Below are 14,100 nucleotides of genomic sequence, written 5' to 3'. Positions count from 1 at the left end.
CCCGGGTCGCTGCGGACCGAGACACAGACGAAGACGTCCGGTTCGGCGTCTGTGCGGCTTTCGGCGGCGCGTCGGAGCCGCGGCACGGTCTGCTGCCGACGTCTTCCTGGGCACTGATGTCGCCTGCCATGCGGGCCGCGATCGGCGAAGCTGTCAGCAGGGCGCACGGGCCCGGGGCGGAGGCGAAGGCGCCGGTCGTGGTCACCCAGCGCAAGAAGCGCCGTGGTCCGGGTGGTCGTGATGGTGGTCGGTCGCGGGCCCGGGCGTCCCGCACCCGCGCACGGCCGCCTCGTGCAGCTTCTCCATCGCCCGGCAACCGGCGCCGTCCGGCTCGTTCCCCGGGAACACGACGACCACGCTGCCGTCCCGCGCCATGACGGTTGTGCGAGTTCCCCAGTCGGCACTCTCCCCGCTCCCGCTCCGCCATTTCTCGCGGCGAATGGTGAGTTCGGTCCAGCGAAACGCGCGCAGGACGTCGCCAGTGGCCACCACGACTCCGAGCTGGAAGCAGTACAGCCGGGGGGTGGGGCCGCCCGCGCGCCGCTCGTACCGGGACACGAAACAGCAGCCGATCATGAACACGGTCCAGAGTCCGCTGAGCGGGGCGAACCAGCCGTGCAACCAGCCGCCTTCTCCCTTGAAGATGTGCACGAGATCGACCGTGGTGACCCACCCCTGCAGAACGCCGAGGGGCCCGAAGAAGACCCAGGCGTGCGAATAGGCCGGGCACGCGAACCTCACATAGCTGCCGTACCCGGCGTCGTTCCCCATGGCCAACGCCTTGACCCGTTCGCGCACGACATTTCCCCCGGTCGTCGAAGCCCTGGACGGTTCCATGCCCGGAGACAGGAGCCCTCAAGCTCAGGGCATCCTTGCAGGCCTTTGCATACGTTCGGATCAGCCCTGGTGGCGGCGGGGCCGGGCTCCGGCGAGGGTGGGTGGTGTGCGGCGTCTTTGTCGGCACCCGTCCCGTCCCCTGATCCAAGGAGCATTGTCATGTCCGATCGCCACACCCTGATCCGAAGCTTGCACGACGTGGGTCTCGCAGCGTGGTTCGGGGGCTCGCTCATGGGAGCGGTCGGTCTCAACGGGGCAGCGAGGGATGAAAGCGAGACGCCCCGGGCCAGGGCGCGGATCGCCTCGTCGGGGTGGGCGAAGTGGACGCCGGTCAACGCCGCGGCGATCGGCGCGCACCTCTTCGGCGGCGGCGGACTGCTGGTGATGAACGCTCACCGGGTCGCCGCCCAGAAGGGCGTGGGGGCCTCCACCACGGCCAAAACCCTCGTCACCGCAGCGGCGCTGGCCGCCACCGCCTACGCCCGCGTTCTGGGCAAGAAGGTGGAGCTGGCTTCCTCCTCCGACCCGCAGGACGCCGAAAAGGCCGCTAAGCACCCCGTCGATCTCGACGACGCCCAGCGGCAGTTGGCCTTCGCGCAGTGGGCCGTGCCGGTCCTGACCGGGGGCCTGGTGGTGCTCAACGCCCTGCACGGTGAGCAGCAGCGTCCCGAGGAGCAGTTGCCCGGCATGTGGGAGCGGGCCCGCTCCGCGGCCACCCCCTTCATCTCGCAGCACTCTTGAGGAATCTGCTCGCGCCGCTGGGGCGGTCGTGTACGAGTCAGTTCTGCCTCTTCCGCCGCCACCTCGCGCCGGCCTCTCGGGCCCGGTCGTTCCAGTGGTCCCGCACCCATCCCCAAAACAGCGCCACCGGCGCTGCGACCAGGGCGACCAGTAGCGACTTGTCCCAGGCCATGCCGCCGCGCCCGTACCGGAACATCAACACGAGCAGCGCATAGACGCCGACGCCGAGTAAAAGAGCCTTGACCGGTTTCGAAAGATTCATGCGGTGCGGATACCCCGGTGTCCACGGATGGATCCGGCCCATTCTTCGCAGCCGTCTGACAACCGGGCCGTCGACATCTGTCGCGCGAGCGGAGGCAGGGATGGCCCGAAGTGACGTCGGTGGTGGTGGCGTTCATCGCCGACGCCGCAGGTCTCTGCGACGAGGCTGCCCGCACACAGGACGGTGATCGCGCCGCACACCAGGTGCGACCAGGTGTCGGCGCCGTCGAAGGACAGCGCCACGTCGGCGAGCGCGCCGGCCACCACCGCCATCCCGAGCAGGGTGCAGGCGATGTCTCCGGAGCTGAGCCGGGCGGCGGGTTCGGGGATCGTCCTGTGCTGCATGGTGGCTGCTACCGGGGTCTCGTGCCGGTACTTGACCCTGCAGTCGCCATAACGTTGAAGATGAAGTCATGTTGTCGATCGGTGATTTCAGCGAGATGTGCAATCTGCCGCCGCAGACGCTGCGGTACTACCACTCCGAGGGTCTGCTCGTTCCGGCGGACGTCGATGAGCGGACCGGCTATCGCTCGTACACGTTCACACAGGTCGAGCAGGCCATGCTGATCACTGTCCTGCGCGGCACGGGAATGAGCGTGAAGATGGTGGAGCGTGCCCTCAACGAGCCGGAGGCCGCTCTCGACCTGCTGCGGCAGCACACGCGGGCGGTGCAGCGGCAGCGGCAGGCCCAGGACGAGGCGATCGAGGACGCGAGGGAGTTCTTCACCTCGCCTCCCGAGGTGAGTCTGCGCCGAGTGGACCGGACGACCGTGGTGTCCAAGCCGGTGCCGAGAGCGTCGACCGGGGGCGGACGGTTCGACTGGGACGCGGCCGACGTCGCCGTGGCCGCAACAGTTGAGGACATGATCGGGGCGGTGGAGTCGTGTGGAGCCTTGGTGTCGGGAAGGCCGTGGCGGACCCTGGCCGCCGAGACCCCGGAGCAGAAGAGCCGGACGCTTGCCGGTGAGGGACCGCACTGGCTGGTGAAGATTCCCGTCACGGCGGACGAGGAAGCGCGGGCGTCCTTGCCGCGCGACGTCGAGGTGCAGACCTTCGAGGCCCGGGACGAACTGTCGATCTTCATCCCGGGCAAGAGCTCCCTGGTCAAGTACGCCACCGCGCTCTCACGTCTGTTCGCCCATCCCCTCGACGCGGCCTACGTCGACGCCTCCCGCATGCGCCAGGTGCTGCACGACGACGGCGTCGAGACCGCCGCGGCGATCCGTGGACTCGACGAGCCGGTCGCGCCGGAATGACAGGGGAGTGGCAGGATCATGCGAAACCTCCATGACGTCCCGGTGCGACGGGCGGCCTGAGACGCGGCCGCGGGAACCGCGACCCGCCCGGTACGCAACGGACGGTTCGCCGCCGCGCCGTGGCTACCCCGCGAGGACGCCCTGCTTCTCCAGTGCCCTGCGCAGTGCCCGCACGGCGTAGAAGGCGCGGCTCTTCACGGTGCCGGGTGGCACGCCGAGGTGCTCGGCCGCCTGGGCCACGCTGCATTCGAGGTAGTACATGAGACGGATGACGGTCCGCTGCTGCTCGTTCAGCTCCCGCAGGGCCGTCAGCACCGCATGGGAAGTGATCGTGGATTCCGTGCTGTCCCGGGATGCGTCCAGGTCCTCGACCGCCATCAGCTCCAGCGGTCGGTTCCGCCGGGACCGATGGTGGTCGATGACGAGGTTCCTCGCCACGGTGAACAGCCAGGGCCGAATGTGATCACCGCGGGCGCCCAGGTACCGGCCGTGCTTCCAGGCACGGGCCGCGGTCTCCTGGAGGATGTCCTCCGCCTTGTGCCAGTCACCGTCGAGCATTCGCGCGGCGTACCGCACCAGCAGAGGCCCGTACCGGTCGTAGACCTCTCGCACGAAGGCATCGCAGTCGGCGTCCGACATGTCGTGCGGGGTGTGCGTCCGAGGCGGAGCGAGGGTGGGGGTACCCGCTTCCATGGTTCCGTTCATGGGTGATGCCCGTTCCTGTCCAAGTGTTCCGTGGCCTGCTCTCCCGCGTGCGCGGTCGAGTGGCTCAACACTCGTCGGGGACCCTTGACCGAACCTTGTCGTCTTCTTGTCGTGCCCCTCGGTGTCTTCCGCCGGCCGCCCGGGCCGGGGGATGCCGCCAGCGCGACGGAGGTGAACCGCCGCGCCGTTCCGGGCGTTCACGACACAGGGGCGCACACGCACCTTCGGCGTTCCTGGCGCACGAGTGACAGCCGACGCTGCTCCGAGCCGTGCAGGGAGTGCATCCCGCCTGCGCCATGTCCCGTCGCCGCCGTCGCCGCCGTCGCCGCCGTCGAAACGAAGGAGAACGTCTGTGATCGGTTCACGGCTTCGCCGCGCCGTGCCGGACGGTACGGCGCCCGTCGGCGAGTCGGTGTCGTTCGTCGCCCCGGCGGCGCGGGTCCGCTACGGATGCGCGGACGAGCGACCCTGTGCGGAAGCGTCCCGGTGGGGGTCCTGATGCGCCGGACCACCGCTGCGGGGAACCGGGAGACGATGGTTTCCGGCCGCCCTCTCCGGCACGGGGGGCGTGGGGTTCCCATCCATGTCCAGGGCGGTGAGCCGGTCGCGGACCTGCTGAGCGCTGTGCCGCATGGCTCGCTCGCCGGCGTTCTCGAGGGCCCTGCCCCAGTCCGCTCGTGCGCCTTCGCGGTCGCCCTGGGCCAGCCGGGTGTCTCCGAGACGCATCAGTGTGCCGATGGCGTTCCTGTGGTCGCCCAGTTCCTCGAACGCCCGCGTCGCCCGCTGGTAGGTGGCCACCGACTCCTCGTAGCGGCCGAGCGCGCGGAGGGTGTAGCCCACTATGTCCCACCCCTGGGCCAGTTGCCACGGCGCGTCCAGGCGCTGGAACAAGGCGATGCCCTCCTCGCTGTACTGAAGGCTCTTCTCCAGGTGGCCCAGGTTGGAGTGGAACCAGGCGAGTTCGAGAAGGCACTCGGCCAGCCACAACTCCTCGCCGGTCTGCCGGGACAGCTCCAGTCCCCGCTCGGAGAACTCCACGGCCTCCTGGATCCGGCCGAACAGGAACAGCGCGCACGCTCTGACGTAGTGGGCTCGCGCCTGTTCGCCGGTCGCACCCAGTTCCTTGAAGATCGCGGAAGCGCGTCGCAGGTGCAGCAGGGCTTCTTCCTCGTGGCCCAGATAGCCGTGGATGCTGCCGAGATGGCGCAGGCAACGGCCCTCTTCGAGCCGGTCGCCCTTGCGTCGGGCCACTGCGAGGGCGGGGGTCAGCGCCGTGATGGCTTCGGGCCAGAACTCCTGGCGTTGGAGATGCTCCTTGAGCGACCAGGCCAGCCCGCTGCTGTGGTGGTCGAGCTTCTGGCTCACGGCCGTGTGGAGCAGGCCGTCCAGTACCCGGTGCTCGGCGGTGAACCACCGGGCTGCCTGCTTGGCGCCGGTGAACTTTTCCGGGGCGGCGCCCGGGGCGGGCGTCCCGAGATCGAGTTCGGCCGTCGTGTCCTGCTTGAGGATTTGGTTGGCCTCGTAGGCGGTGAACATGTAGTGGTCAAGGACCCGCAGGGTGGCGTCGTGGCGCTCGGGGGCCGTGTCGCTGATCTGGGTGAGTTCGCCCGCGTAGCAGCGCAGGAGGTCGTGCAGGCTGTAGCGGCCGGGCAGTGGTTGTTCCACGAGGCAGGAACTGGTCAGGGCGGCGAGTGCGCGCCGGGTCCGGGTGAGGGGGAGGCCGACCAGGCCGGCCGCGGCGGGGGCCGTGATGTGGGGGCCGGGGTGCAGGGCGAGGAAACGGAAGAGTCGGGCGGCATGCTCGTCCAGGGACCGGTAGGACCAGGAGAAGACGGTGCGCACGTCGGTGCCGGCGTCGAAGCCGGTGAAGGCGTCGAGGTCGCCGTGGGTGTGCCGCAGGTCGTCGACTATCGCCTCAAGGGGGAAGGACGGGTCGAGTTCGGCGCGGGCGGCGACCACGGCCATGGCCAGGGGGAGTCGTCCGCACAGGCGGATGATCTCGTGTGCGGCGGCGGGCTCGGCGGCCAGTCTCTCGCTGCCCAGCCGTCGTTCGAGGGCTTGGTGGGCCTCGGTCCGTGAGGGCAGCGCGAGGGTGAGGGGTTTGGCGCCGTCGGTGGTGATCAGTCCGGGAAGCTGATTGCGGCTCGTGACCAGGGTGAGGCAGCCCGCCCCCGCCGGGAGCAGGGGGCGTACCTGTTGCTCGTCACGGGCGTTGTCCAGGACCAGGAGGATCCGGCGTTCGGCGAGGAGGCTGCGGAAGAGCGTGCTGCGGGCCGGAGTGTCTTCGGGGATGCGCTGCGGGGGAACGCCGAGGGCGGTGAGAAAGCCGTGCAGAGCGGCGCCGGGGTCCACGGCGGGTGCGTGAGGGTGGAAGCCGCACAGGTTCACGAAAAGCTGCCCGTCGGGGAAAGACGAGGCGATGCCGTGGGCGTGGTGGACGGCGAAGGCGGTCTTGCCGACACCGGGAGTACCGCTGATGACGACGACCGAAGCAGTCGTCGGTCCGGGCCGGTCGGGTGCACCGCTCACAGCCGACAGCCACGCACCCTCTGCGGCCCGGCCGACGAACACCGGCAGGCTGCCGGGCAGTTGAGCCGGACGTGTCAGGGGCGACGGCGCGGTCGCCTCCTCGGCGGCCGGGGCGCGTGGTGCCTCGGAGCGGTCGGCCCCGTCGTCGGCCGCCGGTCCGGTGGGCCCCCCTGCGTCGCCCCCCTCCGGTTCCCTGGACCCGGACGGCTCGATCGGATCACGGTCCCGGTCGGCGCCCCCGCCGGGGGCGGATGCCATCCGGGATCCGTTCGGCTCACCGGACGGGTGAAGGGGTGGCAGGTCGTGGTGGAGGATGCCCTGGTGCAGGGCGCGCAGGGGCGGACCGGGTTCGAGGCCGAGTTCGTCGGCCAGGTGCCGGCGCAGTTCGGTGTAGCGCTGAAGGGCTTCGGGGTGCCTGCCGGCGAGGTAGAGGGCACGCAGCAGCAGGGCCCAGCCGGTCTCCCGCAGGGGATGCGACGTGGTCAACTCCTGTGCGACGTCCAGGGCTTCGGCGGTGCGTCCTTGCAGGAGCAGCGCGGTGGCGCGGATCTCGCGTGCGGTCAGGCGCAGTTCTTCCAGGCGGGCTGTCTCATGGATGGCGAACAGGTGGTGCGCCGCGTCGGCGAACGCGGTGCCCCGCCACAACTCCAGGGCGTTCCCGGTCTCTTCGACGACACGTTCGGGCCGCCCCTGGTCCATGAGCCGGCGCGCCCGGGCAAGGGATTGCTCGAATCGTACGGTGTCGCGGCTCTCGGGCGGCACGTGCAGGGCGTAGCCCAAAGGCTCGGTGACCAGGAGTTCGAAGCTGCCGTGCCGACGCAGGCGCTGGGGTTCCAGGACCGCGCGCACCTTGCTGATATGGGCGTGCAGCGAGTTCATCGCCGCGCCCGGGGTCCGGTCCGGCTGCTGCGGCCACAGTTCCTCGCACAGCGTCTGGGGCGCGACCGCCCGGCCGTCGGCGAGCAGCAGGCGGATCAGCAGCAGCCGCTGCCTGCGTCGACCCGGATCGAGCACCGTTCCCGCCCGCCGTACCACCAGCGGACCCAGCAGCCCGAAGTCGAGCCCCTGCCCCACAGCTGTCATCGCATCCACCCGGAATCCCGCTCGACGGCGCCACCATCGGGGGCACACACATGACCTGGCTCGCGGACATGTGCGCGACTGCTCCCGCGGAGACGGAAACCCGGCGCCGGACCCCTGCCGGACATCCGCGCGACCTTCGTCGCGCTGAGCCGTCCGCCGATGCACGGGGTGGCCGGAGGGGGTGTCCGGAGCGGCGAGGACCCCGTCGTCCGCTGCCCGCATTCCGGACACGACATTAGCAGGAGCCCGTTGGCGCGATGACTCGCAGGCGGCCGTCCTGTGACGCTGTGCGGCCCTGCGGCCTCACGCGGCGTGCGGCTCCATGCCGCGCACCGAGGGGCTGCCGCCCCCTGCCGCAGGAGCCGCTCACCCGCCGCCACGGCTCCGGTCCTCCGCCGGCCGAAGCGGCGGCCGACGCCCCTGCTGCCGGCTCGCGAGCACCCTGCACCGGACGGCGGCCCGGCCATCCGGCAAGCGGTATGAACCGACGCGAGCTCCCTGCCGTTGTGTGACCGAACGGTCGTCGTCACGAGTGGGGAAGAGCCATGGTCACTGTCGAGGGAACGAACACCGCACGGTTCGAACCGGTCCGAGCGGCGCTGGCAGCGCACCTGGAGTCCGGCCAGGAGCTGGGGGCGTCGATCGCCGTCGACGTGGACGGAGTCATGGAGGTCGATCTGTGGGGTGGGCATACCGACGTGGCGCGGACCGTTCCGTGGCGCCGGGACACGTTGGTCAGCCTGTGGTCGACCACCAAGACGCTGACGAGTCTGGCGGCCCTCGTCCTCGTCGACCGGGGTGCACTCGATCTCCACCGCCCGGTCGCGCACTACTGGCCCGAGTTCGCCGCCGAGGGCAAGCAGGACATCGAGGTACGGCATGTCCTGGCCCACACCTCGGGGCTCTCCGGCTGGCAGCAGCCCTTCACGATGGACGACCTCTACGACTGGCCCACCGCGAGCGCCCGGCTGGCCGCGCAGGCGCCCTGGTGGGAGCCGGGCAGTGCCTCGGGCTACCACGTGCAGACGCAGGGACAGCTGATAGGCGAGCTCGTCCGGCGGGTCAGCGGCCGGACCCTGACCGAGTTCGTCGACACCGAGATCGCCAGGCCGTCACAGGCAGACGTCCAGATCGGCGCACGGCAGGCCGACTGGCCGTGTATCGCCGGACTGGTGGCCCCGTCGCAGCCCTCCGGGATGCCCGCCGGCCTGGACCCCGAGGGGATCTTCACCAAGACGCTGCTCGGCAGTCCCGCCCGGGACGAGCACGTCGACACCCCCCAGTGGCGTCGTGCCGAACTGGGAGCCGTCAACGGACACGGCAACGCACGGGGTCTGGCCCGCGCGCTCTCCGTGATCTCACGACGGGGCCGGGTGAACGGCCGCCGGCTCCTCTCCGCGGACACGGTGGACAAGGTCTTCGACGTACAGGCCGACGGAGTCGACCTGTTCCTGGGCGTTCCCGTGCGCTGGGGCATCGGCTTCGCGCTCGCCGACGCGAGGACGATGCCGCACATGCCCACCGGAAGGGTCTGCTTCTGGGTCGGCCGGGGCGGATCGATCGTGATGATGGACCTCGACCGGCGCGTCACGTTCTCGTACACGATGAACCTGCTGGGTGAGGGCCTCCTCGGCTCGGAGCGCACCCACAGCTACATGAGGCAGGTCTACGAAGCCCTGGACTCCACGGACTGAACACGGACCGAGGTCCGCCCGGTCGGCCGGTCCGCGCCGGGGGCCACCGCGGAAAGCGCGTCCTGCCCGCGATCAGAGGCTCGATCACCTCGGGGGGCGGCCCGACGGTGCCTTCCTGTCTTCCCGCACCACCAGGCGACGCCCGCGAACGAAGAGCCGCGTTCTGGGGGTGAACCGAGCCGGTCCTGCCGTCGTAGGACAGAACGAAGGACACGCCCCCGACACCCGGGGGCGATGGTGGGCCGCAACCGAAGAGCCGCCCTTCTGGCCGCTGCGACGCGTCGCCCACCTCCCTCCGGTCCGCGCCGACCACTCGGCGCCGACCGAACCCACCAACTCAGTTCGTCGACACGAGAACTCGGTGCTTCTCCTCGCGAGCGCACCGCCCCATCTCGCCGGGGTCCGGTCAGGGCCCACGGCCAAGGAAAAGGATCCACCCATGCGCACCACCGCCCTCAGCCGCAGATCCGCCGTTCTCGGTGTCACCACGGCCGTAGGACTGTCCGTGGCCGCCGTCACCCTGCCCGGTGCGGCCGATGCGGCGCCCGTCCGCCCGCAGCGACCGACGATCGTCCTGGAGCACGGGGCGTTCGCCGACGCCGCGAGCTGGGACGGTGTGGTCACGCGGCTCCGGCGCGCGGGCTACCCCGTCGTGTCCGCCGCCAACCCGCTGCGCGGCCCGGCGACCGATGCCGCCTACCTGCGCAGCGTCGTCGACCACATCGACGGGCCCGTGGTCCTGGTCGGCCATTCCTATGGCGGCACCGTGATCAGCCAGGCCGCCGCGGGCCTTGAGGGCAAGGTGAGGGCGCTGGTCTACATCGCCGCATTCCTGCCCGACATCGGCGAGAGCTCGCTCGGGCTGACGAACAAGTTCCCCGGCAGCACCCTCGGACAGGCCGTCGAGTCCGTCAACTACACACTGCCCGACGGCAGTCAGGGCGTGGACGTGTACATCAAGGCGGAGAGGTTCCGCGGCCAGTTCGCCGCGGACGTGCCGGCGGACAAGGCTGCGCTCATGGCGGCGGGACAGCGTCCCATCGCCGCCGCCGCGCTGGAGGAGAAGTCGACGAAGGCCGCCTGGAAGACGATCCCCTCCTGGTCCCTGGTGACCACGGAGGACCTCAACATCCCCGTCGCCGCCCAGCGTTACATGTCGGCCCGCGCCGGGGCCCGCACCACCGTCATCGACGCGTCGCACGCGGTACCGGTGTCCCGGCCCGATGCCGTCACCCACATCGTGGAGTGCGCGGCCCGCACGGTCCGCTGAGGCACGCGACCGTCCCCGTCAGGGCCTCGGTGACCTCCGAAGCCACGCCCAGCCGCACGCCACCGACGAACCCACCCGGGCACGTCACCACCGACCGCACCTCGCGAACCGGGCAGTTCACCCACCATCGCATTTCATGGAAAGGCAGCAACACCATGGCGTTCATCACCGTCGGCCAAGAGAACTCGACCAGCATCGAGTTGTTCTACGAGGACCACGGAACCGGGCAGCCGGTCGTGCTGATTCACGGCTACCCGCTCGACGGCCACTCCTGGGAGAAGCAGTCCGCAGCTCTGCTGTCGGCAGGCTATCGCGTGATCACCTACGACCGGCGCGGCTTCGGCCGCTCCAGCCGGCCCACCACCGGTTACGACTACGACACCTTCGCCGCCGACCTGAACACGGTCCTCGAAACCCTCGACCTCGAAGACGTCGTCCTGGTCGGTTTCTCCATGGGAACCGGCGAGGTCGGCCGCTACCTGGGCACCTACGGCTCCGCCCGGATAGCCAAGGCCGCCTTCCTCGCCTCTCTCGAGCCCTTCCTCCTCAAGACCGACGACAACCCCGGCGGTGTCGACGGCGCCGTCTTCAAGGACATCGAAGGCGCCGTCACCGCCGATCGCTACGCCTACTTCACCGCGTTCTACGAGGACTTCTACAACCTCGACGAGAACCTCGGCACCCGCATCAGCGAGGAAGCGGTCCGCAACAGCTGGAACGTCGCCGCAGGATCCTCCGCGTACGCCTCCTTGGCCTGCGTGGCGACCTGGTCCACCGATTTCCGCGCCGACCTTCCCAAGATCGATGTCCCGGCCCTGATCCTGCACGGCACTGCCGACCGCATCCTGCCCATCGAGGCGACCGGCGCCCTCTTCCACCAGGCGCTTCCGCAGGCGGACTACGTCGTCATCGACGGCGCGCCCCACGGCCTGCTGTGGACCCACGCCCAGGAAGTCACCGAGGCCCTCCTGGCTTTCCTGGCCAAGTGACCGACGTCCGACGGCCTTCCCCACCGCGAGTGGGCACGCGCCCCGTCGCGCGGGGGAGGCGAGGCTGAAGCCGCTCGTCCGTGCACAGGCCGCCCGTCGGCAGGACCGTGAACCGTGCGCATCCCGCAGCGGGCTCCACGACGGCGGAATGCACGGGCGTGCGTGCGTGCGCGCGCTCGTTGCCTGGACGGTGCGATCACGGCAGGTGATCGACGAAGGTAGGGGGCGGCCGTCGGTCGGGCTGGGCTGCCGGAGGTGGACTCGTCGGGTGACCCCGACGAGTCCACCGCAGCAGCCTTTTGGCGTCGACCGGGCGGACCGAGGGCCAGGCCTACCCCCCTGACCTGCCAAGATGCGGGGCCTCGCCGGGGACCCGCCGTCGGCGGTCACCGGAACAGGTGGTCCAGGTAGTAGTCGATGGCAGCGGTGGCTTGTTCGGGCGTGCGCAGGCCCAGGACGACGGGTGGACCCTGCGAGTCGGCGAGACCGAAGAGCAGTTCCGCTTCCCTGTCGGGGTCGCGGTCGGGCGCGATGTCACCGGCTTCCTGAGCCACTCGGACGAGGTCGGCGAGGAGCCGGTAGAGGCGGGGCAGCCCGTCGACGTAGAGGGCCCGCAGTTTGGGGTTCGCGAGCATGCGGATGAGGTACGCGACGCCTACGAGCCACTCGCGGCGACGCCGGTCGTCCCTGGGGATCGTCTCCAGCAGCACCCAGCGCAGGGCCTCCCGGGGGGTGGGCTCGCCCTCCGGCCATGCCTGCTCGTTCCAGCGCTGCTGGACAAGCCAGTCCTGGTACTCGATGGCATAGGCGAGCAGTTCGTCCTTGTTGGCGAAGTAGTGCTGGATGCGGCCGGTCGAGACGCCCGCCTGCGCCGCCACGGCCCGCACGGAGATCGCTTCCAGTCCATGGTCGGCGACGATGTCCAGCAGCGCCTCGGCGATCTGGTCCCGGCGGGCCTTGTGGTCTACCTGTCGCGGCACGTCGACGGGCACCTTCCTTCTCGTGTTCGCCCCCTGGGGCGAATCAGCCTAATCTCGTTTTTGCAATACGAATGTATTGCGAAAGTGGATGGGCCGCCTGCACACTGCAGGCCATGGGGGGAGAGGACCGGACCATGCCGAAGCGACGTTCCATCGCCGGTGCCGCACTGATCGCGGCCCTCCTCGTGGCGGTGACGGGAGCGGATGCCGTGCGGACCTCGCCGGCGCCGGCCGGGCAGGACCCGTACCGGCAGCCTGCCCACGGCCGGCACCCCGGGGCCCGGCCGCACACCGCCCGTACTCGGCAGGGCCGCCTGGAAGGGGTGAGCGCCGACGGCGTCACCACCTATCGGGGGATCCCCTACGCGGCGCCTCCGGTGGGCGCGCTGCGCTGGCGGCCCCCGGCCGCGCCGCCCACCTGGACCGGCACGCGGACGGCGACCGAGCCCGGACCGGCCTGCGCGCAGCCCGAGGTGGCGGACTCCGCGGAGGACTGTCTGTACCTCAACGTCACCACGCCCGCTGACGGAGCGGGCCGCGCGGCTGCGAGACCGGTCGTGGTCTGGCTGCACGGCGGGGCCTTCAGCTCGGGATCCGGGGACCAGTACGACGCCACCCGGATGGCCCGTCAGGGCGACGTGACGGTCGTGACGGTCAACTCGCGCCTGGGCGCACTGGGCTTCTTCGCCCACCCCGACCTGCCTGACTCCGGGGCCTTCGGGCTGCAGGACCAACAGGCGGCGCTGCGCTGGGTGCGGGACAACGCAGCCGCGTTCGGCGGCGATCCCGGCAATGTCACGCTCATGGGAGAGTCCTCCGGAGGCGCGAGCGTGTGCGCCCAGCTCGCCTCGCCCAAGGCCGCCGGACTCTTCCACCGGGCCGTCATCCAGAGCGGCTCCTGCCTGCAGAACTGGCCCAAGAACACGCTCGCGCCCGGCGACCCCGCCGCCGTCTATTTCGCCTCCCGGGACGAACTGGCCGCCAAGGGCCGCGGCGCGCTGGGCTGTCACACCCTGAAGTGCCTGCGTGCCAAGTCCGTCAAAGACGTGTTGTCCCTCAACGGACGCTTCCACCAGCCCGCCTACGGGACGAGTGTCCTGCCCGAGTCCCCGGCCCGCGTGCTCGCCGTCGGCAACTTCCACCGCGTGCCCGTCATGCAGGGCAACACCCGCGATGAACACCGACTGTTCACCGCCCTGTTCACGCTGGACGGGCCGATGACGGCAGCGGACTACCGTCGCCTGCTCACCGAGACGTACGGCCGACGGCGAGCGGCCCGCATCGCCCGCGTGTACCCGCCGGGCGCCACGCCGACACTGACCTGGGCCGAAGTCGGCACCGACCGCAGCTGGGTGTGCCCCACGCTGGCCGCCGACCGGCTGCTGGCAAGGCATGTCCCGGTGTACAGCTACGAATTCGCCGACCGTCACCCACCCGCGCCCGACCTCCACCCCGACTTCCCGTTGGGCGCCTACCACAGCGCAGAGCTGCCCTACCTGTTCGGCATGGGCGACCTGCGCCTCGACGACGGGCAGTCCGCCCTCTCCCGACGCATGATCGCCGTGTGGACGACGTTCGCCAGAACCGGCGCGCCCGGCGACGACTGGCCGCTCTTCCCGCACACCCGGCGGCTGACGCGGAACAAGTTCTCCGGCGTGGACGCGGCGGCCGGACACCACTGCTCCTTCTGGTCGCGCAACTCCTGACACCCGTCACGCGCACGTCTCCCACGGACCGTACGAGCGTACGAACGAA

General features: G+C 70.6%; 12 protein-coding genes. 6 read left to right on the top strand and 6 right to left on the bottom strand.

What is annotated here, in order from left to right; all coding sequences use genetic code 11:
- Positions 1-201: 201 nt before the first annotated feature.
- Complete coding sequence (locus ACGFSH_RS27015) at positions 202-798, bottom strand: hypothetical protein (protein ID WP_393353109.1); 597 nt, start codon at positions 796-798, stop codon at positions 202-204.
- A 198-nt stretch (positions 799-996) separates the two neighbouring features.
- Between ACGFSH_RS27015 and ACGFSH_RS27010 the strand changes: the two genes are divergently transcribed.
- Complete coding sequence (locus ACGFSH_RS27010) at positions 997-1,578, top strand: hypothetical protein (RefSeq protein ID WP_393353108.1); 582 nt, start codon at positions 997-999, stop codon at positions 1,576-1,578.
- A 37-nt stretch (positions 1,579-1,615) separates the two neighbouring features.
- On the opposite strand, the gene ACGFSH_RS27005 is transcribed toward ACGFSH_RS27010, so the two are convergent.
- Both ACGFSH_RS27005 and ACGFSH_RS27000 read right to left on the bottom strand, forming a co-directional pair.
- On the bottom strand, positions 1,616-1,840 hold the full coding sequence (locus tag ACGFSH_RS27005) for a hypothetical protein (RefSeq protein WP_393353106.1): 225 nt from the start codon (positions 1,838-1,840) through the stop codon (positions 1,616-1,618).
- On the bottom strand, positions 1,837-2,112 hold the full coding sequence (locus ACGFSH_RS27000; RefSeq protein ID WP_393353104.1) for a hypothetical protein: 276 nt from the start codon (positions 2,110-2,112) through the stop codon (positions 1,837-1,839). Before ACGFSH_RS27000 ends, ACGFSH_RS27005 begins: the two co-directional genes overlap by 4 nt.
- 140 nt (positions 2,113-2,252) lie before the next feature.
- Here ACGFSH_RS27000 and ACGFSH_RS26995 point away from each other — a divergent pair, with 140 nt between their 5' ends.
- A complete protein-coding gene (locus ACGFSH_RS26995; protein WP_393353102.1) occupies positions 2,253-3,095 on the top strand; it encodes a MerR family transcriptional regulator in 843 nt (280 codons plus the stop codon).
- Between the two features lie 123 nt (positions 3,096-3,218).
- On the opposite strand, the gene ACGFSH_RS26990 is transcribed toward ACGFSH_RS26995, so the two are convergent.
- Positions 3,219-3,788 (bottom strand): sigma-70 family RNA polymerase sigma factor, encoded by a 570-nt coding sequence (locus ACGFSH_RS26990; RefSeq protein WP_393353100.1) that lies wholly within the window; start codon positions 3,786-3,788, stop codon positions 3,219-3,221.
- A gap of 456 nt (positions 3,789-4,244) precedes the next feature.
- The gene (locus ACGFSH_RS26985; protein ID WP_393353098.1) at positions 4,245-7,412 is read right to left on the bottom strand and encodes a BTAD domain-containing putative transcriptional regulator; all 3,168 of its coding nucleotides are present in this window, start codon (positions 7,410-7,412) and stop codon (positions 4,245-4,247) included.
- A gap of 545 nt (positions 7,413-7,957) precedes the next feature.
- Here ACGFSH_RS26985 and ACGFSH_RS26980 point away from each other — a divergent pair.
- The 3 genes from ACGFSH_RS26980 (at position 7,958) to ACGFSH_RS26970 (ending at position 11,365) form a co-directional block, all read left to right on the top strand.
- Positions 7,958-9,106, top strand: coding sequence for a serine hydrolase domain-containing protein (locus ACGFSH_RS26980; RefSeq protein ID WP_393353097.1), 1,149 nt, complete (start codon positions 7,958-7,960; stop codon positions 9,104-9,106).
- A 439-nt stretch (positions 9,107-9,545) separates the two neighbouring features.
- The gene (locus tag ACGFSH_RS26975) at positions 9,546-10,376 is read left to right on the top strand and encodes an alpha/beta fold hydrolase (RefSeq protein ID WP_393353095.1); all 831 of its coding nucleotides are present in this window, start codon (positions 9,546-9,548) and stop codon (positions 10,374-10,376) included.
- Positions 10,377-10,531: 155 nt separating this feature from the next.
- Positions 10,532-11,365 (top strand): alpha/beta fold hydrolase, encoded by an 834-nt coding sequence (locus ACGFSH_RS26970; RefSeq protein WP_393353094.1) that lies wholly within the window; start codon positions 10,532-10,534, stop codon positions 11,363-11,365.
- Between the two features lie 386 nt (positions 11,366-11,751).
- Here the strand turns inward: ACGFSH_RS26970 and ACGFSH_RS26965 are convergent, their stop codons facing one another.
- A complete protein-coding gene (locus ACGFSH_RS26965; protein ID WP_393353093.1) occupies positions 11,752-12,345 on the bottom strand; it encodes a TetR/AcrR family transcriptional regulator in 594 nt (197 codons plus the stop codon).
- Positions 12,346-12,479: 134 nt separating this feature from the next.
- Between ACGFSH_RS26965 and ACGFSH_RS26960 the strand changes: the two genes are divergently transcribed.
- Positions 12,480-14,051: a carboxylesterase/lipase family protein gene (locus ACGFSH_RS26960; RefSeq protein ID WP_393353092.1), complete on the top strand. Its 1,572-nt coding sequence runs from the start codon at positions 12,480-12,482 to the stop codon at positions 14,049-14,051.
- The last annotated feature ends 49 nt before the right edge of the window (positions 14,052-14,100 follow it).

It is taken from the genome of Streptomyces sp. NPDC048481 (genome assembly GCF_043200075.1).
Classification (GTDB): Bacteria; Actinomycetota; Actinomycetes; order Streptomycetales; family Streptomycetaceae; genus Streptomyces.
This window is presented reverse-complemented; position numbering and strand designations above follow the sequence as displayed.